Raw genomic sequence first — 24,227 nt, 5'->3', positions numbered from 1 at the left:
CTTGTAGCGATCAGCTTGTAGCTCATCTAGCGGAAACAAAAAGCATCGATCCGCGATAGAAAACATTTTGCGCTGCCGGGGAGTGCTTCCTTCCGCACTCCCCGGCCAAGAGCTGCTTTATGCCGCCTGTTGCTGGGCGTAGGCTTTGGCCACGCCCACAGCAAGGTTGCGGATGCGGCCAATTACACCGACTCGCTCGGTGACGCTGATGGCTCCGCGCGCATCCAGCAGGTTAAACAGGTTGGAGCACTTCAGAGCCAGCTCGTAGGTTGCCAGAAGCGGGAAGCGCTTCTTTTCCTTGGCGTCTGCCTTTTCGTCGGCTAAAAGAGCGTTGGCTTTAGCAAGCAGCTCCTTGGCTTCGGACTCGTACGAGTTGAAGTGTTCCCAGAGCTTGGGCACATCGGCATACTCGAAGTTGTAGACAGAAAACTGCAGCTCTTCGGCAAGCCGGACTTCGCCATAGGTGATCGGCGCGCCGGTCTCGGGATCGCGAGCCCAGACAATGTCGTAAATCGAGTCCACATCCTGCAGGAAGGCCGCAATGCGTTCGAGGCCGTACGTCAGCTCGGCGCAGATGGGGTCGAGATCGAGGCCGCCACACTGCTGAAAGTAGGTGAACTGCGTAATTTCAAGGCCGTCGAGCATGACCTGCCAGCCCACGCCCCAGGCTCCACCGGCGGGCCACTCCCAGTTGTCTTCCTCGAACTTGAGGTCGTGCTTCTTCAAATCAATGCCGATGGCTTCGAGGGACTGCAGGTAAAGTTCCTGCACATCGGCCGGCGGCGGCTTCAAGATGAGCTGGAACTGCGTGTGCTTGAAGAGGCGGTTGGGATTTTCGCCATAGCGGCCATCGGCAGGACGCCGCGAAGGCTGCGCGTAGCCAACCTTGTAAGGTTTCGGTCCCAGCACGCGGAGAAAGGTTTCGGGGGCCATGGTGCCTGCGCCGACTTCTACGTCATAAGGCTGCTGAAGAACGCAGCCACGCTCGGCCCAGAAGCTCTGCAGGCGAAAAAGCAACTCTTGAAACGTAAGCGCGGTGGGCGCTGCGGAAACGGATGAGGACACTTGGGCTCTCTCTGAAAGAAACTCATGCCGATTTTATCAGTCTGCGGGTGCTTCCCCGCTCACGATAGACTGGAAGGCGATGAAGATTCTTGCGCTTGCGGTTTTGGTCTTGGCGCTGCTGGTGGGCGCGGTTGCGTGGTCGGTGTGGCGCGCGGATACGGCTCCGGTAACGACGCCGCTGAATGCCGAGCAGCAGGGCGCGGAGAAGCTGCGCCAGCAACTGGAAGAGACGAAGCAGCATGAGACTGAGGTTGAGAAGAATATCTGGAGCTCGACCGACCAGTTGGTGAAGCTGATCCACTGGCATGAGGACCGGATTGAAAAGCTGAAGGGCAACTCGCAGGCCGGTGAGATTGTGGCTTACGATACCGACTCCATTACGCGGATACAGGCGCGGATTAACCAGTTGGCTGCCGAGGAAAAAGCAAAAGAGCTGGCAGTGATTGAGAAGGCCAAGGCAGAAGCCGCAGCAGCTAAGGCAGAAGGCGCTTCAGGCGGGGTTGCGAGTGCGCCGGCGGAGAAGCCGCAGCAGAAGTAGATTTCCTGGTTACAACGTGAGGCGGGTAAGAGCTTCGGCGGAGCGGAGTCTGCGCTCCATGTGGCGTTCCAATGCCTGGATGGCGAAGCGGCGCAGGTCCTGTGCCCGACGGCGCGGGAATGGCTCTTCCGCAAAGGCCGCGATAGGCTGCTTGAGAATGCGCTGCGCGAGACGCCAGGAGTCTTCGCTGAGCGTGTTGGCGTTAGGACCGTGATGAATCGCACAGAACAGGCCGTCAGCATGACTCAAAAAAAAGACTTCGCCGGGTCGCAATGCCTCGCCACAAACCGTGCAGTGCGATACGTCCGGTAGCAGGCCCATGAGGCGCGTCATCCAGAGCACGAAGTAGGTGACAGGCATCCACGGCGACTCTGCCGTAGTGTGGTCGAGAACAGCAAGAAGCAAGCGGAAGACAGTTTCCTGCGGGTCGTGCTCTGGGAGTGCTTCGTCGATAATTTCCGCGTAGAGACTAAGAGCGGTCATGCGCGCAGCATCAACAGGCAGCGAGAGTGGGGAGCGGTGGATTTCTAACTGGTCGAGGCGGGCTAGTTCTTGCCGTGGGCGTTCGACGAACCAGGCGCGGGCCAGCGTCATGGGCTCCAGCGCGCCGCCGAAACGCTTGCGGCTTTTGAGAGCAGATTTGGCCACGCCGCGCAGCTTGCCGTAGTCGCGAGTGAAGAAGCTGACGATGAGGTCGGCTTCATGCACGGGCCAGGTGCGCAGGATGACGGCGTCTGAGGTTAGTACGGCCATCGGGTTTATCATCTCATTCCAGGCGAATGTAAGGAAAATTCCGAAAAGTAAGGTAAAATCTCCATAAGAAAGGAATTCGCGCAATGTACAAGGCAAAAATTACATCGAAAGGCCAGATCACGCTTCCTGCTGGATTACGGAAAGAGCTTGGTGTCGAATCTGGCGAGAGCGTGGTATTTCTTCATGGAGATAACGGTGAGTTCCGTATACGGCGGGTTGGCTCCATTCAGGATTTGTATGGGATTGTGAAAAAACTCGGCTACGTACAGGAAGGACCGCCTCCATCGCTGGATGAGATGAAAGATGCGATCGGGGAACGGGTAGCTGAGCTGGATGCTGCCACAATGAGCGCAGAAGGCCGCCGCAGGGCACGTAGAAACGGGACAAAGGCTGCATGATCTGCCTTGATACCAATGTGCTGATTCGCTACGTGGTGGGCGACGATCCCCGGCAGAGCCGCGAGGCAAAAGCATTCATAGACACACTCACGGCATCTGCGCCGGGCTGGCTTTCTCTAGCCTCTATTCAGGAACTTGTATGGTTCCTCGACAGGCACGTGAAAATGTCGCGCGCAGACATCGTGACCGTTCTGACCAGTTTGGAATCGAGAAACGAATTTGTCATTGAACGAGCCAAGGAGTTCAAGCAAGCCTTGCATTTCTATCGGCAGACACGCGCGGACTTCGCTGACTGCCTGATTGCGGTGACAGCTCGTGCGGCTGGCTGCTCGAAGGTTGTCACTTTCGATAAGATTGCGGCTCGTGATCTAGGCATGGAGCGGCTGGGAGCTTAATTCCTTTTTCTTGCAACGCTAAACGCGCATCCTGCCGAAGCAGGATGCGCGTTTTGAATCACAGCAGAATGCCACAGCACGGATGACGCGCAATGTGCGCGGTCGCCTGTGCGGCCAGCACCTAGCGGCCGTAGTGAGCGGCGTTCTTTTCGGCGAAGCTGGCCCACTTTTCGGGCAGATCGTCGGCGGCAAAGATGGCCGATACGGGGCAAGCAGGAACGCAGGCACCGCAATCGATGCACTCTACCGGATCGATGAAAAGCTGATCTGCGTCGGCGTTGCCGTCTTCGTCCTTCTTGGGGTGGATGCAATCGACGGGACAGGCGTCCACACAGGCGGTGTCCTTGGTGCCGATACAGGGTTCTGCAATCACATATGCCATCTGGTTTTCTCCGAAGTGTTTCGCGGGGAGTCGAACTCTACGACCGTGAGAATAGCACAGAACACCGTGAGCAAGGTGAGCGCTCAAGGGTCCAGTTTTGCGATGTGGAACCTAGAAAAATAGGGACTTAATCAGTCGGAATCAGACATTTTGAGTCGCAATTTAAAAGCAGGCACGAGGGAAAAGCAGATGCGGCGAAAGTGATTCGTTACACTCTCGTTATGCGTTCTTTTCTTGCTGCCCTCTTGCTGACGGGCACCGCCGCTTCGGTTTCCGCTCAGTGGACTCTGCAAAATTCGAATACAACGGCCAGCCTGCGCGGGATTCATACTGTGGGCAACGGCGTGGCATGGGCCTCTGGAACAGATGGGACTGTGCTGCGAACCACCGACGAGGGTGCAACGTGGGAGAAATGCGCGGTTCCTCCGCAGGCAGAAAAGCTGGATTTTCGCGCAGTGCAGGGATTCAATGCAAAGACGGCGCTGGTAATGTCGTCAGGAACGGGGCGCGACTCGCGCGTCTACAAGACCGATGATGGATGCAAGACGTGGAAGCTGATTTTCTGGAACCAGGATGCGGATGGATTTTGGGATGCGCTGAGGATGGGGCCAGACCAGGGTTCGGGCAAGGAGACTACGGAAGGACTGCTGCTGGGTGACCCGGTTCACGGCCACTTCCCTCTGTGGGAAGTGAATCTGGATGAGACAAATTTCCCTGTTTCTCCCGTGCAGCCGCGGCCCGACGCAAAGCACCAGGAAGCGGCATTTGCGGCCAGCAATTCCTCGATTTTTATTGAGTGGACCTTTGGCACGTTCTGGATTGGGACAGGCGGCAAGGATGGCGGACGCATGATTCGGCGCGTGGTCAAGACCAACGGACCGTTTACGCGGTATGCGTATCCGGCGGCGAAGGTGCCGATGGCGCATGGGAGTGATTCTGCCGGCATTTTTGGCCTGGCCTTCAGGCCCGAAGAGAAGAAGCCGGGCAGGTCGCTGCATTTTTTGAGAGGCGTGGCTGTAGGCGGAGATTATCAGCAGCCCAATGAGGCCGCGGGAACGGCAGCTTACACGCAGGACGGCGGAAAGACGTGGCGTGCAGCAGCGGTTACGCCGGATGGATACCGGTCAGCGGTGGCGTATGATCCTCTGCTCCACGTCTGGATTACAGTCGGGCCGAATGGGACCGATGTTTCTACCAACGATGGAGAGGCTTGGCGGCCAGTGAAGAGCGCCGACAGTTCGGATAAGAACTGGAATGCCATTTCCCTGCCCTTTGTTGTGGGTCCGAAGGGACGAATTGGGAAGTTGAATCCGGAAGCATTGAAGTAGGCAGGGACAGCGGGCTATCACCAGAGAGGCGGGTAGCCTACCGTTCTTGCTTTGGCTTTTGCTGTTACCAGTAACCTTCTCGGCCTTGTTCCCTACTTCTTGCTCTGGGCGTACTCTTGCGGCGTGACGATGTGCGACAGATTGCGGCCTGCAAACATATCCGTGAAGAGGCCTACCAGCTCATCCTGAATTTTGCCGTTGGAGGCAAGGACTTCTTTGCTCTCCAGCTTGACGTGCGCACCGTTGTAATCCGTTACTTTGCCTCCGGCTTCTTCTACCAGCAAAATTCCAGCGGCGGTGTCCCAGGGGTTCAGGTTGAACTCCCAGAAGGCTTCGAGGCGGCCTGCTGCTACATACGCCAAATCAAGCGCAGCCGAACCCAGTCGGCGAACACCGTGCGAGCGCAAAGTGAACTCATGGTAGAAGTGCATGTTCGGTGTAAGGTGACGCTTCTGGCTGGGAAAGCCGGTAGCTACCAGCGATTCCGCCAGCGTGGCAATAGAGGATGTGTGAATCTGCTTGCCGTTGAGGAAGGCTCCCTTGCCGCGCTCAGCGGTATAAAGCTCATCGCGCATGGGGTCGTAAATGACACCGGCAACGAGGATGCCGTCTTCGTCTTCCTTCAGTCCGGGTTTGCGCTGTTCGAGTCCCATCGACACGGCGAAGTGCGGGACGACATGAGCAAAATTCGTCGTGCCGTCGAGCGGGTCCACGTACCAGCGAAACTCCTGGTCGAGGCGGTCGCGGGTTCCCTCTTCGCCGTAGATGCCGTGGTCGGGGAATGCCGCGGTGAGGCGCTCTACGATGAGCTTTTCCGCGGTGCGGTCGGCGATGGTAACAATATCGGCAGCGCCTTTGTACTCGGCGGTGACGCCTTGCGCGTAGAACTCGCGGAGGCGGGCTCCGGCTTCGCGGGCGATTTCGGAGGCAGCGGGAATGATAGCGGAAGCGGTCATGAATCTATTGTAGAGAGAGGTTACAGAGGACAGGTTACAGGTTGCAGAAATACCCGTCTACGCGACCTCTTTTCGCCGTCCCCTGCTTTACGAGTGAAAGACCCCTTCGGCGTGGCTGCGGTGGCGGCCTGCTTCGGTAATGGAGCGAATCTGGTGCTTATAGATAAATAAGTTTGGCTTGCCTTCGCGGGTCAGGCGCAGCATGCCGTCGTCAAAATATTCAATCCAGCCTTTGACTATGTCTCCGTCGCGAAGCTTGATGGCAACGGGAACTTTGCGCTCGCTCAAAGAACGCAGATAGAGCGCTTCCTGGCCGGTTTCTCCCGGCGGCGGGGTTTTAGAACGGCGGCGTGTCGAGAGTGGAGGAGTCATATATACAGGGTTAGATGCAGGAAACAGGGATTAGGGAATAGGGAATAGGGAGCAGGGAGTAGAACAACTTTAGTGCTGCGGAAGGCGGAAACGTTTCACTCCGGATTGGCAGTTGCAGCAGAATGGCGTGGTTTGGCAGGGCTGTCAGCGTAGTAGCCGGTGCGGTAGCGGATGTTGAAGGCGTCCGCGGCGGCGCGGGGTATGGTAACGGTAATGCGGTGGAAGGCACGGCCTGGCTCCTGGTTGTGGGGATAGTAGCCGAGGACGTATTGAGTGCGGAGGTCGTCGCTGACTTGCTGGAAGGCTTTGTCGAGACCGCCTGAATCCGCGTAGAAGCTTTTGCCGCCGGTTTGCTCGGCTAGCGTGATGAGCGCGTGTTCGCCGCCGAGGTCGCGGCCAGCGGAGGCTTCGATAGGCACGTCGATGATGGAGTAAATCATGACTTCGGCGCGGAGAGCTTGCTCCAACGCATCGGCGTAGGTGGTGGATTTGGCGGTGTCGCCGCCGTCGGAAACGAGGATGAGAACTTTGCGACCTTCTTTGCGGGCCAGTGACTGCGAGCCTAAGTAAATGGCGTCGTAGAGCGCGGTGGAGTCGCCGCCGCGGATGCCGGCAAGGGCGCGATCAAGCTGCGGAAGCTTATTAGTGAAGGGCGAAAGCTGGCTTACAACATCGGCAAACTGGATGAGGCTGGCCTGGTCCTGCTCGCGCACAATGGCGTGGAGGAAGCGCTTGCTGGCGTTTTGTTCGAGAACGCGGTCTTTGAAGGTGCTGCCGCTGGTGTCGATAGCGAGAGTCAGCGTGAGTGGCTGCTCGGACTGGCGCTCGAAGACGGCAATGGTTTGCGCGCGGGAGTCTTCGTAAATTTTGAAGTCGTCCTTGGTGAGGCCGCCGATGATGGCGCCTTTTGCGTCGGTAACGTTGGTGAAGACGGTGACGAGTTTGGTGTCGATGCGGAGGTCGGGTTGGGGGTCCTGTGCATACAGAACCCGCGCCAACACAACGAACGCAAGTGCCAGCCTACGCGCCATGTTTTGGCTCCGCGTCGGGAATAGCTACGCCTTCAGGGAATGGATCGCCATCGGACCAGACTGCGCCGTCGGTGAAGATTTCCTTTTTCCAGATAGGCACGGTTTTCTTGAGCGTGTCGATGAGAAAGCGGGAAGCTTCATAGCCTGCTGCCCTGTGCCCACTGGCGACGATGATGAGGACGCTGGTTTCTCCTACGGCAAGGCGGCCCAGGCGGTGCACGATGGTGACGTGGCGGATGGAGAATTTTTCGCGGGCTTCGGCAGCAAGTTCCCGCATCTGCTTGAGCGCCATTTCCTCATAAGCTTCGTAGTCGAGGTAGACCGTTTCGCGGTTGCGCGAATGGTTGCGAACGATGCCGTCGAAGGTGAGGATTGCGCCGTCAGTTGCAGCTTTGGCAGCAGCAATTAGCTGGTCTGACGGAATGACTTCGTTGGTCAGGTAGATGGTGTCTTCATCCCTGCCTCCGCTGACAGGGGGCAGGAGGCCGACTTCGTCGCCTTCTGCTAGCGGCTGGCCGGGCAGGGCGTATTCGGCGTTGACGCTTACGGCTATGCCGCGGAGTTGCGCGCGGGTACTGAGGCTCGCGAGGAGGTCGGTGACGGTCGCGCCTTCCGGCAGAGTGAGCGGGAACGCGGCTTGGCCGAGGGATTCTTTGAGGATGCCGAAGGGGAGAATCGTTACTTGCATGCTTTATTCAGGATAACTGCCTGTGTATTGGACGCAGAAAACGAACAAAGAGAAAAGGCCGGCTGGTTGGCCGGCCTTTCTGTTTGCGGTTCACTGATTCCTGAAAGCTGTTCCCTTTTTCCTGCAGTTACGCCGCAGGCGTTACTGCTATGGGTTGCGGTTTGAACTGCGGCAGGGCCACGGCCAGCACATCTTCAATGTGCCGGGCGTAGTGAATCTGCACGCCGTTAATCTGCTCGGGCGTGAGGTCTTCCTCTACGTCCTGGCGGTTTTCGTACGGCAGGATGACCTGCTTGACTCCGGCGCGGCGGGCGGCAAGGAACTTCTCTTTGATGCCGCCAACGGGGAGCACGTTTCCGCTGAGCGTGATCTCGCCGGTCATCGCCGTCGCGGGCTGCACCTGGGTTCCGGTAAGCAGCGAGACGAGCACCGTGGCCATCGTTACGCCTGCCGAGGGGCCGTCCTTGGGGATGGCCCCAGCGGGGACGTGGATGTGCAGATCAACGTCCTTGGTGAAGTCCTGTTCGAGGCCGAGGCGTTCGGCGTTCGAGCGAACCCACGTCAGCGCGGCCTGCATGGATTCCTGCATGACCTCGCCGATCTGGCCGGTAATGGTGAAGCCGCCCTTCCCTTTCATCTTGTTAGCTTCGATGAAGAGGATGTCGCCTCCTGCGGGGGTCCATGCGAGACCTACAGCTACGCCGGGACGGTTGACGCGCTCGGCTACTTCGGTATCGACGCGGACCATGATGTTGCCGAGGAAGTCCTTGAGAATTTCCTTCGTCACCACCAGCTTCTCCGTCTTGCCTTCCACTACGCGGCGCGCTTCTTTACGGCATACCGTTCCGATGACCTGTTCGAGTTTGCGCACGCCCGCTTCCCGTGTGTAGTGGCGGATGAGGTGGCGCGTGGCTTCCTCGGGGAACTCTATCTGCTCTTCCGTGATGCCGTTGGCCTTGATCTGGCGCGGAATCAGGTATCGGTCGGCGATGTGCACCTTCTCCTCCTCGCTATAACCCTGGAGCGGAATAATCTCCATACGGTCAAGCAGCGGGGCGGGCACGGTGTCGAGCATGTTCGCGGTGCAGATGAAGAGCACCTTGGACAGGTCGAACGGCACGTCGAGGTAGTTATCGCGGAACGTGTTGTTCTGCTCCGGATCGAGCGTTTCGAGCAGAGCCGAGGCCGGGTCGCCACGGAAGTCGCGGCCCAGCTTGTCGATTTCGTCGAGCATGATGACCGGGTCGTTGGTTTCGGCGCGGCGAATGCTCTGGATAATCTGGCCGGGCAGTGCCCCGATGTACGTACGGCGATGGCCGCGGATTTCGGCCTCGTCGTGCATGCCACCGAGTGCCACGCGCTGGAACTTGCGTCCAAGCGAGCGGGCAATCGACTTGCCGAGCGAGGTTTTGCCTACGCCTGGAGGTCCGACGAAGCAGAGGATCGGTCCCTTCATGTCAGGCTTCAGCTCGCGCACGGAGAGATAGTCGAGAATGCGGTCCTTTACCTTCTTCAGCTCGTAGTGGTCCTCGTCAAGGATTTCCTTGGCCTTGTTGATGTCTACTTTCTCGCCGGAGCTTTTGGCCCACGGCAGCACGGCGAGCCACTCGATGTAGTTGCGCGTGAGCGAGTAATCGGCGGCCATGGGGGACATGCGCTGAAGACGGGCGAGCTCCTTGAGGGCTTCCTTCTTTACGTCCTCGGGCATGTTGGCGTCATCGATTTTCTTGCGCAACTCCTCGGTTTCCTTCTGGCCCTCGTCCTGTTCGCCGAGCTCCTTCTGGATGGCCTTCATCTGCTCGCGGAGATAGTAGTCGCGCTGCGACTGCTGAACCTGGTCCTGCACTTCGTTCTGAATCTTGTTGCGAAGCTGCTGGACTTCGATTTCCTTGGCGAGATGCGCGTTCAACAAATCAACGCGCGCGATGACACCTTCGGTTTCGAGGAGCTTCTGCTTGTCGTCTGTGGTTAGGAACGGCAGCGAAGAAGCTACAAAATCGACAAGGCGGCCGGGCTCTTCAATGTTCGCGGCGATGGTGCGCAGTTCGTCGGAGAGCGTCGGGGATTCGGTGACGATCTGCTGGAACTGCGAGACCACAACACGGGCCTGGGCGTCGAGATTCGAGTCAGGCTCGGCTGTTTCCGGCGCTGTGGCTTCGAGAGGCTCGACTTCGGCGACCATGTAGGGCTCGGTCTGCACGTAGCGAAGGACGCGGACGCGCTCCACGCCTTCCGTGAAGACGAAGCGGCTCTGGTTGGGCATGCGGACGATCTTGTGAACCGTGGCAAGGGTGCCTACGGCGTGCATGTCCGTGGGCGTGGGCGAGTCGAGGCGCGCGTCAATCTGCGCGGTGACGGCAATGGTTCGGTCTTCGCCAAGCGACTCGATGAGCTGGATGGAGCTTTCGCGGCCTACCGTAAGGGGAAGAACCGCATGGGGAAAGAGAACGGTATCGCGAACCGGCAAGACGGGGACACGCCGGACCTGATTGTTTACAGGAGCGGTGTTTTCGGCGCCGGCAGGAGGGGTCGGAATAGAGGGATTTGACATTGAGTGTCCTCGTATCAACTTACCTTACATTAGACAACGAAGATCGGCAAAAGTTGCAAATTCAACAACAGCTAACCCGGAGGCCCCAAACGAGCTTACGCGGAGCTCTTTCTGCCAATACGATGTGGCTGGCCAGCCCGTTCCTGCTGAATTGGATGCGGCTCCCGCGTACTTCGTCTATTGCATTTGCTTTTTCTTGTAAAGATTAGAAAAAGCAAATAGTTACCCAACAATACTCGCGGCAGAATGGATTATCGGCGGGACCAGGATGAGAGTGATGGGTTTTCCCATCCTTGCGCCAGAAAAAGACACAGGGATGGGAAGCAGGGCCATGTAGGAACGCTGGATTGTTTAGACCAGTTCGCCGAGCGAGGAGACGTGGAAGCCGACTAGCTCGCTCAATTGGCTTTCGCGAACCTTGCGGGGCCATGCGGGGTCGGTAATCAGGGCGCGGCCTACGGCAACCAGGTCGAACTCGTTGCGCTCCAGGCGCTGGGCCAGGACATCGAGGCTGGTGGGCTGGGAATCCTGCCCGCTAAAGGCAGAGACGAGGTCGCCGGAGAGGCCGACGGAACCGACGCTGATGGTGAAGGCTCCGGTAAGCTTTTTGGCCCAGCCAGCGAAGTTGAGGCCGTTTTCGCCGTCAATTTCGGGGAATTCCGGTACCCAGAAGCGGCGCTGCGAGCAGTGAAGAACATCTGCGCCTGCCTCGACGAGGGGCACGAGCCAGAAAGCCATTTCGTCCGGAGTGGTAGCGAGGCGGGCGGCAAAGTCCTGCTGCTTCCACTGGCTGAGGCGGATGATGACGGGGAAATCGGGGCCAACGGCGGCACGGACGGCTTTAACAACCTCGACGGCAAAGCGGGAACGCTCCTGGATGGTGGCTCCGCCGAAGATGTCGGTGCGCTCGTTGGTGCCGGCCCAGAAAAATTCGTCAATCAGGTAGCCGTGGGCGCCGTGGATTTCAGCCACATCAAAGCCGAGGCGCTTGGCATCTGCGGCGGCCTGGGCAAAGGCGGCGATGGTGTCGGCGATGTCGGAGTCGGTCATGGCCTTACCGCGAAGCTTGCCGGGAGCCTCCAGCCCGGAAGGGCTTTCGACCGGCTCGTCCGGAACCCAATTGGTGGACGGGCTCTGCAGAGAGCCTGTGTGCCAGATTTGCGGACCGATGAGGCCGTTGCCTGCGTGAACCTCATTGACCACTCGCTGCCAGCCGGCCAGCGCTTCCGCGCCGTAGAACTTGGGGATGGCAGGATGATTGCGGGATGCGGGGCGATTGATGACGGTTCCTTCCGTAAGGATAAGGCCCACTTCCCCTTCGGCACGGCGGCGGTAGTAGGCAGCAACGTTTTCGCCAGGGACGCCCTCAGGCGAAAAAGTGCGCGTCATGGGAGCCATGACAATTCGATTTTTGAGATGGAGAGATTTGATCTGGAGCGGCTGAAAGAGGACATCAGCAATTGAGGAGGACATAAAGAAACCTCGCAAAGAAATCTTGACTCGTACGGGCAGGCGAAACAGACTTGCGCATTTCGTGAAACAGACGAATTCCCTTCCGCCACCCGGCACCTCTAAACAAGATGCGCGCACAGAGCGGAATGCTGTTTTTATTTTGATGACTATCGAAATAAAAACAAATTAGAAGCCGCCGCACGTATGCCAGCCTGGGCTCAGGCGCGACCGATACGCATGGATGAGGGCGGAGGCAGCCGCAGGCAGCAGTTATTTGCTGCTTGCGGCGTCTTCCTCGCGGATGGCGGATTCGATCTGCTCCCAGAGACGGTCCGGCGGGTCTTCCACGGGGAAGAGCTGGCGGGCGGCAGCAGCGATGGATTCAAGGTCGGCGAGCAGGGCTCTACAAAGCTCGCAGGTCTGGACGTGCGGGTGCTGGGAAACATCCGTACCGGAAGCAATCAGTTCGGGCAGGTGCGACTGAAATTCTTCGCACTGCATATCCTTGGGATCGTGAGGCATTTCGCTCATCTCCGCCCCTCCGTTCTGGAGTAGTTGCGCATTGCATCGCGCAGCTTGAGCCGCGCTTTGTGCAGTTGGGACTTGCTGTTGCCAATGGAGCAATCGAGCATGGCTGCAATTTCGTTGTGTTCGTATCCTTCGATGTCATGAAGTACAAAGATGAGGCGGTAGCCGGCGGGAAGGCCGCCGATGGCGCGTTCGAGGGCCATGCGGTCAATGGAGCCGGCGAGGGAAAGGTCGGGCGCGCCAAAGCTGCGGCCGGGACCTTCCTCGGGTGAGGGCTCCATTGCCTCGTCCAGCGAAACGACGGACAGCCCCTTGCGGCGCAGATGCATCAATACCACATTGATAGCTAGCCTGTGCAGCCAGGTGGAGAAAGCGGAGTCGCCGCGGAAGGTAGCAATCTTGCGATGAAGTTGCAGGAAGGCTTCCTGGGTAAGATCCTCGGCCTCTGCAACGTTGTTGACCATGCGCAGGCAGAGGGAGTAGATGCGGCGCTTGTGCTGCGCGTAGATGAGAGCAAAAGCATGCGGGTCGCCGGCCTGAGCACGCGCAAGAGTATCGGGGTCGCTATTTTTTGGCAAAGCACTGAGAGGAGTGATACCCCCTCCGGCTTCTACCGTGGCGGCTTGTGGTGATGGAGTTGGAATCCTCGATTGCGTCATTTGTTTCCCTTGGTTTCCGGTCGAAGTTCCGTGGATGCTGCGCGCTACATGATTCCTCGTTAGTATAAGGGGCAGAGGTTAACTGCGGCCCCTGCGAACTGCTGCCGTAAAGAAAAAAACCGAGCCGCATCAATAAGTTCGGGCTGGTTGAGTATTTCGATATTAACTTGCGAATAGAAGAGGTGGGAAATTTTGCGGCCGGAGCCCCTGTTGCACTCAGAAAAAAACGGCGATTTCGGCTGGGGGAGAGTGCCGGAGCTGGCCCGCCATCTCTGGTTGCCATTCTGGATTCTTTTATGGGCTGGGTGTGGATTTGCTGCAGGGCAGAATGCGGCGGGAGCGAATTCCGGGGCCCAGGCGCAGGCGGCTGACTGGAAGGCATGGGCGGGGCTGCCTGTGCAACGCATTGCGTTTGAAGGCGTGAGCGAGGAACGGCTTACGACGATCAAGGATAAGCTGCAGCAGGCGGTGGGTCAGCCGCTGGATGAGACCAAGGTTACCGCGAGCCTTCGTGAGTTGTTTGCTACGGGACTGTTTGAACAGGTTGAAGTGGCTGCGGTGCGGGAAGGCAATGGCGTTACGCTGGTCTTTCGCGGGACGGGACGCACCTTCATTGGAACCGTCACGGTGGAAGGCGCGAAGGGCGCGACCATTAACACGCAGTTGGAGCGGGCAAGCCGGTTGACAGCCGGGACGCGCTACACGGAAACGCGCATGCACCATGCCGTTGACCTGATGAAGCAGGTGCTGGCGGATAACGGATTCCGCGAGGCGGGGATTAAATATACGCTGACGCCGGAACCGGCCAACCAGTTGGTGAACATTGCCGTGCATGTGACGCCGGGGGCGCAGGCACGTGTGGGAACAGTAACGGTGTCGGGCGAGCCCGGGATGAGTGTGGAGGAATTTCGCAGCTACGCGAGATTGAGACCGGGCGCGCTGGTGAACCGCGATACGGTGGACCGGGCGCTAAGCGGGGTTCTGAAGCACTACCAGAAGCAGCGGCGGCTGGAGGCGGATGTGAAGCTTACTTCGCAGGAATATGCCGCGCACAAGGTGAACTACAAGTTCACGGCAACGCGCGGACCATTGGTGACTGTGCGTGTGGACGGCGCGAAACTGAGCGATGAACACATCAAGCGGCTGGTTCCGATTTACGAAGAAGGCACGGTAGATGAAGACCTGCTGAATGAGGGTGGCAGGCGGATTCGCGACTACTTTCAGAGCCAGGGATACTTTGATGTGGCAGTGGCACACTCGCAGCAGACGCCTTCTACGAGTGAAGTTCTGATTTTGTATAGCGTACAACTAAGTTCGCGGCGGCGCGTGGAGAGTGTGAAAGTAGATGGGAACCACTACTTCGACTCCAACACGCTGGAAGACCTGCTGAATGTGCAGGCAAAAAATGCTTTCGACCGGCAGGGGCTTTATAGCCAGGCGCTGGTGTCTGCGGATATTGCGGCGCTGAGCGACACGTACCACAACAATGGATTTTCCAAGGTTGCGATTACGCCGGAGACGGGGCCAATTGCAAACGGGGCCGGCGTGCAGATAGGAACACAGACTACAGCGCATCCAGCGAAAAAGATTTCCGCACCGCTGACGGTGGTTTACCACATTGACGAAGGACTGCAGCAGCGCGTGGGCACGGTGACGCTGGATGGCAATGAGCATGTGGACTCGCTAACACTGACGGGGCTACTGACTACGGTGCCGGGACAGTTGCATTCGCCGCGCAACCTTGCAGGCGACCGCGATGCGCTGCTGACCTATTACATGACGCTAGGATTTAATGATGCGCGTGTCGATGTATCCGAAACCGCAGACGCGCAGGATGCGAACAAGCTGAATGTGGTCTTTCATGTATCGGAAGGGCAGCAGAGTTTTGTTCGCAAGGTTGTGGTGACAGGCTTGCACTACACGAGGCCCAGCACGGTTGCTTCGCAGATTACGTTGAAAGCCGGCGACCCTCTGAACATGGAGGCGCTGCAGGAGACGCAGAGGAATCTCTACGACCTGGCGCTATTTAACGAAGTGAATACGGTGGTGCAGAACCCTGCGGGCGGCGAGATTGATAAGACGGTCTTGATTCAGGCGATTGAGGCGCGGCGGTGGACGCTGACTTACGGCGCTGGATTTGAAGCACAGACCGGTACGCCGCAAAACAACTGCGCGGGATATATTGCGACGGGCGTGGCTTGCAATCCCAATGGGCATACTGGCGTCAGCTTGCGCGGATTGCTCTCCATCACGCGGAATAATTTGTTTGGGCGCGAGCAGTCGGCGAGCATTCAAGGGACGTACGGCTCGATTGAACAGAAAGCGGATTTGATTTATCAGAATCCGCACCTGTGGAGCTCAAGGAAGTTTGCGCTGACGTTTACAGGCGGCTATGCGAATAGCCAAGCGGTGACTACATATGTTGCATCGAAGCTGGATGCTGGTTTGCGCATTACGCAGACATACAACAATCCGGCGCACTGGTTTTCGCGTGCAAATACGTTTGTGTATGAGCTTGATTTCCGACGCGTAAAGGTTGCGGGCGACAGCTTGCAGGTGTACCCGAATGCGATTCCTGCGTTGTCGGCGGCGGTGCGCGTGGGCGGGCCGGGGTTTACGTGGATTCGCGATACGCGTGATTCTCCCGTGGATGCGCATCGCGGAACATATACCAGCTTTCAGGAGTTCATCTCCGCCGGGCAGTTTGCTTCCGAGGCGCGGTTCAACCGGATTGATATGTCGAACTCCAGCTTTTACAGCTTTGATAAAGGCAAGCTGGTACTGGCGCGGAATACGCGCTACGGGCAGGAGCGCGCATTTGGCAATGGCAGCCGCGAATTGATTCCGCTGCCGGAGCGGCTGTATTCGGGAGGCGCCACTTCCCTGCGCGGATTCTCAACGAATGCTGCAGGGCCACGTGATCCGCAGACGGGATATCCGATTGGCGGAGCGGGCGCGTTTGTGAACAGCACGGAGCTACGCCTGCCACCGCCGACGCTTCCCTACTTTGGCAACACAGTGAGTTTTGTGTTGTTCCATGACATGGGCAACATCTTTAACAACTCGGGGGATATCTGGCCGAGCATGATTCGCGTACGGCAGCCAGACCGCAGCGAGTGCAAGATGCCGCAGGATCAGGTGCCTCCTCCTCCTCAGGGGGACGGTCCGCTTGATCCCGACGGGCCAACATACTCGACGGGCAAATCCGGCAAGTGCAGCTTCAATTACTTTTCGCATACGCCGGGGATTGGGCTGCGCTATCACACGCCTGTGGGGCCGCTGCGGTTTGACTTCAGCTACAACCTGAATCCACCGATTTATCCGGTCACATACAACTACTCGAATATCAATGAGCCGCCGCATGTAGGCGAGTCTAGCCACTTCAACTTCTTCTTCAGTCTGGGGCAGACGTTCTGATGCTTGCACTACGCACAATTCGACGGACGTTGACTGCGGTTGCGATGGCTGCTGCGTGCGGAACGGTACATGCTCAGCAGGAGCAGGTACTGGATCGCGTAGTGGCTGTAGTTAACAATCAAGCGATTCTGGAAAGCGATGTGCAGAACGAATTGCATTTGTATTCGCTTGATCCGGAACGCGGCAGGATGCGCGCTTTGAGCGCGAAACGCGCACTGCAAATGCTTATCAGCCGCGCACTGATTGAGCAGCAGATTGGGCAAGGGACTGTGCCGATTCCTGAGCCTACACCGGATGAGGTGAAAACACGGCTGCAGGACCTGCGCGAGCAACTGCCTGCGTGTGTGGCGGCGAACTGCAAGAGCGATGCGGGCTGGACGCATTTTCTGGACGAGAATGGATTGACCCAGTCCGAGGTGGAGCACTATCTGCGACTGCGTATGGTGCTGCTGCGGTTTATTGAGACGCGCTTCCGGCAAGGCATCCAGATTTCCGATGAGCAGATTGCGAAGTATTACAACGAAACGTTGCTGCCGCAGTATCCCAAGGGAGAAACGCCGCCAACGTTGGAGACTGTGTCGCCACGCATCCAGGAGATTCTGTTGCAGCAACAGGTGAACGTGCTTTTCGGCACATGGCTTACCGATTTGCGCAAACAAGGCGGCGTAGAGGTACTTGACCCTTCGCTGGAGACGAGCACGAACGGACAGGATAATCAGGAATGAGTGAATTGACGCCATCCCCCGAGCCCAAACAGCAGAAGGCGCCGCGCCGTAAGCGTCCACTGTTGTGGTGTGGCGTGATTGCAGCCGCGGTAATTGCCGTAGTTGGCGGCGGGTTTGCGTGGTGGATGAACTCGGCTCAGTTTGCGCAGATGGTGCGCCAGCACGTGATTGCGGCAGTAGAAGACGCGACTGGCGGACGCCTGGAGATGGGCGCGTTTCACTGGAGCCTGCAACATCTGGAAGCGGATGCAGACAATGTTGTGCTGCATGGCAATGAGGGACCGGATGAGGTTCCGTATGCGCGCGTGGACCATTTGCATGTGGCGTTCAGCGTGCTGGATATTTTTTCTCCGCATATCCTGCTGCGCGATTTGACGGTGGTGCATCCACAGATTCACCTGATTATTTATCCCGACCAGACGACGAACCAGCCGCAGCCGCGTGTAGTGAAGAAGCAGAAGAAGTCAGGTCTGGATACGTTTTTTGATTTAAGAGCCGGGCATGTCGCGGTGAATCAGGGGATGTTTGACCTGGACAACCATGCGGAGTCTTTTGATTTTCAGAGCCGGTATCAGCCGCTGGACTTTGAGGCAAATGATGCTTCCCTGCTGCTTCAATATGTGGCGGCAAGAAGCAAGACAACGCCGGAGAGTTATCACATTGAAGCAGGCGTAACGGATCTGGACCTGGCTCGCGGCAAGCTGCATGTTTCCACGCAAGGCGCGCAACTGCATGGCATCATGCAGGCTTCGCTGGATCTGACGAAAAATGCTGCTTATCTTCGCTCGATGCGTTTGACGGCGCATGCAACCGGGACGAAAGACCATACGCTGAACATCACTGGCTCGGTGAATGATTTTTCGCACCCGCGATGGGAAGCGAAGATTGCGGGCGACCTTGACCTCGACATGCTTGATCCGATTCTTGGTTATCCTGATGCGCCGGATGGAATTGCGCATCTGCAGATGACGGCTGCGGGACAGGGCAACAAGTTTTCTATCGATGGCCCGGTGCACGTGGAGCATGCGTCCTATGTGGGCACAGGAATTTACGCGAAAAACCTGGATGTTACGGCGGTGTATCACGCAGACAATGAGGTGATGCACATTGCACAAGCCGTTGTGAAGCCTACGACTGGCGGGCAGATTGATGCAGATGTTTTGCTGCAGGATTGGTTGCCGCATAACACCGTTGCGCCACAACCAAGCGCTCCGGCGAAGCAGACTTCGCCTTCGCAGAAACCGCAATCGCATGATGCTCTGAAGAAGGCGCCGGATAGCGGGCCGATTCTTGTGAACGGCAAAGTAACCGCTGTATTCAAGGGCATGTCGCTGGATACGGTGATGGACTTCACCACGCCGAAACAGTTCCAGCGGTTGGGGCTTTCCGCAACACTGGACGGGCCTGCGGAAGCCGTGTGGACGAAGGGCGACGTGGGTTCGCTTACTGTGCATGCGGTGCTGAAGGCGCATGCTCCGAGCCAGGCTGCGACGAGCGAGGTTCCGGCGAACGGCACGATTGATGCGACCTATATCAACCGCAACGGCAGCGTGGATATTCAAGCGCTGAATTTGACGATGCCTGCGACGCACATTGAAGCGCATGGACATGTGGGGGCTTATCCGCTGACAAGCCCAACGAACCTGAATGTGGATTGCGACTCGCGCAACCTTTCCGAATTTGATGCGATATTGCGTGATCTTGGACTGGCGCGTGAGGGCAAGGCGGGCGTTGCTGCGCTGCCAGTTGCACTGCATGGCGAAGGCGAGTTCCATGTTTTGTGGGAAGGGTCGCTACTTTCTCCCCGGCTCTCAGGCAAGTTGAAGGCGACGCAGATTGGGCTTGAGATTCCTGCGAGCGCGGATGACACGAATGCGCAGCCGCGGTGGATCTCGTGGGATGAAGTGGATGCGCAAGGCACCTATGATGCGCAACAGATTGCGATTCTGCATGGGCATTTGCAGCGCGGGACGGAAGAGATTGCGCTGGATGGAACGATTACCGCTCCCGACGATGTGACGGATACGGCTTCGCAAAAGCCTGTGCGTCATGTGAAGGGGCAGGTAGGCGTAAATGCTCGGCCGGCTTTTGACTCCAATTCCCTGCTGCATGCGCATGTGCATACCACGCATGTTGCGGTTGCGGATTTGTTGCCGTTTACGGGCTTGAACATTCCAGTGAGCGGCACGCTCGATGCACAGTTTGAAGCCAATGGCCCACTGCACTCGCCGGGTGGATCGGGCTGGGCTCAGCTTTCCGATGCGGTTGTGTATGACGAAGCGTTTTCCAAGATTCGCTCAGAGGGGTCGCTAGCGAATCACCAGGTGCACGTGACCTCCTTTATGGCACAGGCTCCAGCGGGAACTGTGGAGGGCACAGGGAACTATGACATTTCTTCAGGCCACTTTGAGGCGAGCGCGCATGGCAACAACATCGAGCTTGCGAAGATTAAGAACACACATCCGCTGAGCGATACTCTGCAGGGACGGTTGACGTTTGCAGCAACGGCCACAGGCACGAAGGACGACCCACATGTGGAAGGTCACGCAGAGGTAAATGGACTGACGCTGCAGGGACAGGCGCTGGGCTCGGTGCAGGTGACGACGCATACAGCGAATGGCGCGATGGTGTATGACTTGACTTCGCACACAGACACGGCAGAAGTGCAGGCGCATGGGCAGACCGTGCTGCATGGCGACTTTGTGACACAGGCGCAGGTGAACTTTTCGCACTTTGACGTTGGAGCCTTGTTGAAGCGTGCTCATGTGGAGAGCATCAACGCGGAGTCTGCGATGGCGGGAACCGCGAATATCTCCGGGCCGCTGAAGAATCCTGAGAAGATGCGCGGTGATTTGCTCTTGAACTCCACTGCGGTAACAGTTGCAGGTGTGCATCTGCGCAGTGATGGCGCGGTGCAGGCAACGCTGGCGGGGTCTGTTGTGCGGTTGTCTCCGGTGCATGTTGTGGGCGACCAGACGGATATCCGTGTACAGGGCACGCTTGTATTGAACGGCGACAGGAAACTCGACATGGCGGCCAGCGGTTCCGTGAACTTAAAGCTGGCTGAGACCTTAGATAAGGATATAACTGCCGACGGCATGACGACCTTCCAGGTAGAAGCACATGGGCCGGTTGCAAGTCCGCAACTGCGCGGGCAGATTGATTTCCAAAATGGCTCGCTTTCTCTGGGAGATATTCCGAATGGCCTGAGTCAGATTCGCGGGCGGCTGGAGTTTAATCAGAACCGACTTGAGGTGCGTTCGCTGACGGCAATGACAGGCGGCGGACAGCTTACGCTGGGTGGTTACCTTGCCTACCAGCGCGGCGTCTACGCGGATTTGACCGCGACAGGCAAAGGGATTCGCATTCGTTATCCGCAAGGAGTGAGTTCACAGGCGGACGCGAATCTGCGGCTGCAAGGCTCACAGGCGGGCTCGCAGCTTACGGGCGCTGTCATGGTTACACGCTTCTCTGTAAGCGATAATCTGGATCTTGCCACGCTGGCGGCACAGGCCAACGCTGCGCCCACAATTGCTCCGCCGGATGCGCCGTCGAATAAGATTCGGCTGGATGTTCACATCACTTCTTCTCCACAGCTCAACTTTCAGAATGCGTATGCAAAGCTGGCCGGCGATGTGGACCTGCGGCTGCGCGGGACGGTTGCTTCGCCGTCGTTGCTGGGGCGCGTTTCCATTACAGAAGGCAACGCGATGGTTGCAGGCACGCGCTATGACTTGCAGCGCGGGGAAATTACGTTCAGCAATCCGGTGCACATTCAGCCCAACATTGATTTGAATGCGACGGCGCGCGTGGAGGACTACGACATCACGCTGAGCCTGCATGGCACGCCGGATAAGCCAAACATCAGCTTCCGCAGTGACCCGCCGCTGCCGGAGTCGGATGTGCTTGCGCTGCTTGCTGTAGGCAGAACGCAAAGCGAGCAAGGGATTTATACAGCGCAGCAGCAGTCCGCAAATTCTACAACTGACGTACTTCTGGGCGGTGCGCTGAATGCCACGGTGAGCAGCCGCGTGCAAAAGCTGTTTGGTGCGGGCAGCGTGAAGGTGGATCCCAGTTATATCGGCGCGCTGGGCAACTCGACTACGCGGCTCACAGTGGAAGAACAGCTTGGGCGGTATGTCACGCTGACCTATGCGACAAACGTGGATACGTCAGCCCAGCAGCTCTTGCAGGCAGAGATTGCGATTAACCGGCATGTCTCCGTGCTGGTGGAGCGCGATGAGTCGGGTGTCTTCTCGATGGTGCTGAAGAATACTCGGCGGTATAAGTAACGCCAGCATCTCAAGTAAACTGAAGATTGAGACTTGGAATGCCTAACCTTTGGGACAAAACACGCACAACGCTGGAAATGATTAAGTGGGAGCACTCGATTTTTGCGCTTCCGTTTGCGCTGACCGCAGCTCTGCTGGCGGCGCATGGACTGCCTACATGGCACACACTGCTTTGGATTTTAGTGGCGATGGTTTCGGCGCGGTCCTGCGCAATGGCCTTCAATCGCTGGGCTGATGCGGACCTTGATGCCGCAAATCCTCGAACGAAGATGCGTGCGATTCCGGCGGGATTGCTAACGCGGAGCTTTGTACTGGGATTTACGGTGTTGACCGGGCTGATGTTTGTGCTCGCGGCGGCAATGCTGAACCGGCTGACGCTTGTTCTCTCGCCCGTGGTGCTGATTGTTCTGCTTGGCTACAGCTACATGAAGCGCGTCTCGCAGTTTTCGCACCTGGTGCTGGGACTGGCGCTGGGCATTGCACCGACCGCGGCGTGGATTGCGGTGCGCGGCTCGCTCGATGCGCGCATTGTGGTGCTGACGGCGGCGGTGATGCTGTGGGTTGGTGGCTTTGATGTGCTGTATGCCTGCCAGGACTATGAACACGACCGCGCGGCTGGGCTGCACAGCATTCCGCAGACGCTGGGGCTTGCCGCCGCATTCTGGATTGCGCGCCTGATGCACATAACAATGCTTGCGCTGCTGGTGTGGTTTGGGCTGCTCTTTCACTTCCATGTGGCGGGTTGGCTGGGCGTGGCCGCGGTGGGATTGCTGCTGGCTTATGAGCATTCGCTGGTTTCTCCACGAGACCTGCGCAAGCTGAATGCAGCGTTTTTTACGATGAACGGCGTGATTGCCATGGTGTTTCTTGTGTTTGTGGCCGCTGATTTGCTGATACGGAGTTAACGCTGTGCCGAATGAACAGATACCCGGCGTCGAGCAAAAGCCGGAAGAGACTGCTGGAAATAACAATGCGTCATTAGAGCTGTGGTATGGTGCGGGTAAGCCCAGTCCTCGGCCTGTCCCCGGCACGCAGGAAGTGGCTACCCAAGAAGCAACCGCACAATCAGGAGAGATTCCAGACGGCATGAAAGTCGCTGGCCAGAAAATTGCAATCCAGGGAGAACCCGGCTCATTTAGCCACGAGGCTGCGCTGAAACTGGTGGCGGATGCCACGATTGTGCCATGCGCGCTTTCGGCAGATGTCTTTGCGGCGGTTTCAGAGGGGCGCGTGGACTGCGCGGTTATTCCGATTGAGAACAGCATTGCCGGCTCCGTCTCAGAGCACTTTGACCTGCTGCTGACGCATGATGTGCAGGTGGAGCAGGAGACGCTGCTACGCATTCGGCACAACCTGATTGGCCTTTCAGGCTCAGCCGTGGACCATATTGACCGTGTTTTTTCGCATCCGGTGGCTCTGGCGCAGTGCAGAAAGTTTCTTGCCGCGCATCCGAAGATGGAGTCGTTTGCGTTTTATGACACGGCGGGCAGCGTAAAGCAGTTGATTACGCTCCGCGACCGGCATGCCGGCGCAATTGCCAGTGAAGCCGCGGCGTATTACTACGGTGCGCAGATTCTGGCCGCAAATATTGAAGATAATCCGGAGAACTACACACGGTTCTTTCTGATTCGGCGCACGGCCAAGACCGTCAACATACCCGATGCGAACAAGATCAGCCTGGCATTTGCCACGGAGAACAAGCCGGGAGCGCTGGTGGCGGCACTGACAGAACTTTCTTCGCTGGGGCTGAATCTGACAAAAATTGAATCCCGCCCAGTGCAAGGCAAGCCGTGGGAGTACATCTTTTACGTAGACTGCCAGTTGCACGCTCCGGCGGACGCAGCACAGGCCATTGGAGCGCTCAGGCCGCACTGCACCATGATTAAATCGCTAGGGTGTTATAAGGCAGGGACTAGGCCGTATCGACAATTAGGTTAAGGATGATGGCAGAGCAGGCGAGTGCGACGAGGGCTTGGAAGCACGTTTTCGATTTCTCGTAGCGAGTGGCGAATCTGCGGAACTGTTTTAATCTGCTGAAACAGCGTTCGATGCGGTTGCGCAGCTTATACAAGGTTCTGTCGTACTCGCGCTGCAGCTTGCGGTTGGAGCGCGGCGGAATCACCGCCTGGGCTTTCATCGCCACTTTCACATGCGCGACGATCTTGTCCGAGTCGTAGCCCTTGTCGGCAATCACGGCCTCGGCCTTGTGCTCCCCCAGCAACGCGACCGCCGGGGTGTAATCGCTGATCTGTCCGCCCGTAATCAGGAAGTCCAGCGGCAGGCCCAGTTCGTTGACCAGCAGATGAATCTTGGTCGTCAGTCCACCTCGGGAACGCCCCAGAGCCTTGTCGCCCCCTTTTTGCGGCCCGTGGCCGCCTGTTGGTGAGCTCGCACCAGGGTCGAATCGATCATCAGATACTGGTTCTTCTTGTCCCGCACCAGTTCGTGGAAGATCCGCTCCCAGACGCCGGCGTGGGCCCAGCGCACAAAGCGCTTGTGCACGGTCTTGTACTTGCCATAGCGGTCGGGAAGGTCGCTCCAGCGCGCTCCGGAACGCAGCACCCACAGCACGCCGTTTACAAAGATACGGTTATCGGCTGCTGTGCGGCCCACATGCTCCTTGCGTCCAGGCAGAATATCCTTGATCCGCTCCCACTGCGCCTCGCTTAACTCGTACCGGCTCGCCATACTTACACT

General features: G+C 57.9%; 20 protein-coding genes and 1 pseudogene. 9 read left to right on the top strand and 12 right to left on the bottom strand.

The window, feature by feature from the left end; all coding sequences use genetic code 11:
• Positions 1 to 117: 117 nt before the first annotated feature.
• Positions 118 to 1,065, bottom strand: a complete 948-nt coding sequence (locus AC5S3R_RS20085; RefSeq protein ID WP_494268979.1) for a glycine--tRNA ligase subunit alpha — start codon at positions 1,063 to 1,065, stop codon at positions 118 to 120.
• 79 nt (positions 1,066 to 1,144) lie between these two features.
• Between AC5S3R_RS20085 and AC5S3R_RS20080 the strand changes: the two genes are divergently transcribed.
• Entirely contained in the window at positions 1,145 to 1,603 is a 459-nt protein-coding gene (locus AC5S3R_RS20080) for a hypothetical protein (protein WP_494268978.1), read from the top strand.
• A gap of 9 nt (positions 1,604 to 1,612) precedes the next feature.
• On the opposite strand, the gene recO is transcribed toward AC5S3R_RS20080, so the two are convergent.
• On the bottom strand, positions 1,613 to 2,356 hold the full coding sequence (gene recO, locus AC5S3R_RS20075; RefSeq protein WP_494268977.1) for a DNA repair protein RecO: 744 nt from the start codon (positions 2,354 to 2,356) through the stop codon (positions 1,613 to 1,615).
• A gap of 83 nt (positions 2,357 to 2,439) precedes the next feature.
• On the opposite strand from recO, the gene AC5S3R_RS20070 reads away from it, so the two are divergent.
• Together AC5S3R_RS20070 and AC5S3R_RS20065 are read left to right on the top strand one after the other, a co-directional pair.
• Positions 2,440 to 2,754, top strand: a complete 315-nt coding sequence (locus AC5S3R_RS20070) for an AbrB/MazE/SpoVT family DNA-binding domain-containing protein (RefSeq protein WP_494268976.1) — start codon at positions 2,440 to 2,442, stop codon at positions 2,752 to 2,754.
• On the top strand, positions 2,751 to 3,149 hold the full coding sequence (locus AC5S3R_RS20065) for a type II toxin-antitoxin system VapC family toxin (RefSeq protein ID WP_494268975.1): 399 nt from the start codon (positions 2,751 to 2,753) through the stop codon (positions 3,147 to 3,149). Before AC5S3R_RS20070 ends, AC5S3R_RS20065 begins: the two co-directional genes overlap by 4 nt.
• A 121-nt stretch (positions 3,150 to 3,270) precedes the next feature.
• On the opposite strand, the gene AC5S3R_RS20060 is transcribed toward AC5S3R_RS20065, so the two are convergent.
• Entirely contained in the window at positions 3,271 to 3,531 is a 261-nt protein-coding gene (locus AC5S3R_RS20060) for a 4Fe-4S dicluster domain-containing protein (RefSeq protein WP_494268974.1), read from the bottom strand.
• A gap of 200 nt (positions 3,532 to 3,731) precedes the next feature.
• On the opposite strand from AC5S3R_RS20060, the gene AC5S3R_RS20055 reads away from it, so the two are divergent.
• On the top strand, positions 3,732 to 4,859 hold the full coding sequence (locus tag AC5S3R_RS20055) for a hypothetical protein (RefSeq protein WP_494268973.1): 1,128 nt from the start codon (positions 3,732 to 3,734) through the stop codon (positions 4,857 to 4,859).
• A 92-nt stretch (positions 4,860 to 4,951) separates the two neighbouring features.
• Here AC5S3R_RS20055 and AC5S3R_RS20050 read toward each other — a convergent pair whose 3' ends face one another.
• The 8 genes from AC5S3R_RS20050 to AC5S3R_RS20015 all read right to left on the bottom strand — a co-directional run bounded on the left by AC5S3R_RS20050 (position 4,952) and on the right by AC5S3R_RS20015 (position 13,096).
• Positions 4,952 to 5,815 carry an inositol monophosphatase family protein gene (locus tag AC5S3R_RS20050; RefSeq protein WP_494268972.1) on the bottom strand — a complete coding sequence of 288 codons (864 nt, stop codon included), beginning with the start codon at positions 5,813 to 5,815 and terminating at the stop codon, positions 4,952 to 4,954.
• A gap of 87 nt (positions 5,816 to 5,902) precedes the next feature.
• Positions 5,903 to 6,187: an RNA chaperone Hfq gene (locus tag AC5S3R_RS20045; RefSeq protein WP_494268971.1), complete on the bottom strand. Its 285-nt coding sequence runs from the start codon at positions 6,185 to 6,187 to the stop codon at positions 5,903 to 5,905.
• Between the two features lie 95 nt (positions 6,188 to 6,282).
• Positions 6,283 to 7,218, bottom strand: coding sequence for a VWA domain-containing protein (locus tag AC5S3R_RS20040; protein ID WP_494268970.1), 936 nt, complete (start codon positions 7,216 to 7,218; stop codon positions 6,283 to 6,285).
• Entirely contained in the window at positions 7,208 to 7,906 is a 699-nt protein-coding gene (locus tag AC5S3R_RS20035) for a molybdenum cofactor biosynthesis protein (RefSeq protein ID WP_494268969.1), read from the bottom strand. The genes AC5S3R_RS20040 and AC5S3R_RS20035 overlap by 11 nt, the downstream gene beginning before the upstream one ends.
• A gap of 127 nt (positions 7,907 to 8,033) precedes the next feature.
• Positions 8,034 to 10,457, bottom strand: coding sequence for an endopeptidase La (gene lon / locus AC5S3R_RS20030; protein WP_494268968.1), 2,424 nt, complete (start codon positions 10,455 to 10,457; stop codon positions 8,034 to 8,036).
• A 351-nt stretch (positions 10,458 to 10,808) separates the two neighbouring features.
• Entirely contained in the window at positions 10,809 to 11,930 is a 1,122-nt protein-coding gene (locus AC5S3R_RS20025; protein WP_494268967.1) for an NADH:flavin oxidoreductase, read from the bottom strand.
• 249 nt (positions 11,931 to 12,179) lie between these two features.
• Positions 12,180 to 12,440, bottom strand: a complete 261-nt coding sequence (locus AC5S3R_RS20020; RefSeq protein ID WP_494268966.1) for a hypothetical protein — start codon at positions 12,438 to 12,440, stop codon at positions 12,180 to 12,182.
• Positions 12,437 to 13,096, bottom strand: a complete 660-nt coding sequence (locus tag AC5S3R_RS20015) for an RNA polymerase sigma factor (protein ID WP_494268965.1) — start codon at positions 13,094 to 13,096, stop codon at positions 12,437 to 12,439. The genes AC5S3R_RS20020 and AC5S3R_RS20015 overlap by 4 nt, the downstream gene beginning before the upstream one ends.
• Positions 13,097 to 13,306: 210 nt before the next feature.
• Between AC5S3R_RS20015 and AC5S3R_RS20010 the strand changes: the two genes are divergently transcribed.
• The 5 genes from AC5S3R_RS20010 to pheA are packed head-to-tail and all read left to right on the top strand — an operon-like array spanning position 13,307 to position 23,468.
• Complete coding sequence (locus tag AC5S3R_RS20010; protein ID WP_494268964.1) at positions 13,307 to 16,513, top strand: BamA/OMP85 family outer membrane protein; 3,207 nt, start codon at positions 13,307 to 13,309, stop codon at positions 16,511 to 16,513.
• Positions 16,513 to 17,238 (top strand): peptidylprolyl isomerase, encoded by a 726-nt coding sequence (locus tag AC5S3R_RS20005; RefSeq protein ID WP_494268963.1) that lies wholly within the window; start codon positions 16,513 to 16,515, stop codon positions 17,236 to 17,238. The genes AC5S3R_RS20010 and AC5S3R_RS20005 overlap by 1 nt, the downstream gene beginning before the upstream one ends.
• Positions 17,235 to 21,530, top strand: a complete 4,296-nt coding sequence (locus tag AC5S3R_RS20000) for a translocation/assembly module TamB domain-containing protein (RefSeq protein ID WP_494268962.1) — start codon at positions 17,235 to 17,237, stop codon at positions 21,528 to 21,530. Before AC5S3R_RS20005 ends, AC5S3R_RS20000 begins: the two co-directional genes overlap by 4 nt.
• Positions 21,531 to 21,568: 38 nt before the next feature.
• Positions 21,569 to 22,435, top strand: coding sequence for a UbiA-like polyprenyltransferase (locus tag AC5S3R_RS19995; RefSeq protein WP_494268961.1), 867 nt, complete (start codon positions 21,569 to 21,571; stop codon positions 22,433 to 22,435).
• Between the two features lie 4 nt (positions 22,436 to 22,439).
• Positions 22,440 to 23,468: a prephenate dehydratase gene (gene pheA, locus AC5S3R_RS19990; protein WP_494268960.1), complete on the top strand. Its 1,029-nt coding sequence runs from the start codon at positions 22,440 to 22,442 to the stop codon at positions 23,466 to 23,468.
• Here pheA and AC5S3R_RS19985 read toward each other — a convergent pair.
• Positions 23,443 to 24,218: pseudogene (locus AC5S3R_RS19985) on the bottom strand (IS5 family transposase). The gene pheA and the pseudogene AC5S3R_RS19985 overlap by 26 nt on opposite strands.
• Positions 24,219 to 24,227: the final 9 nt, after the last annotated feature.

Source organism: Occallatibacter sp. FHG110214_02, from assembly GCF_059115385.1.
Note: the sequence above shows the minus strand (reverse complement) of the source record. Positions and strands in the feature narration are given on the sequence as shown.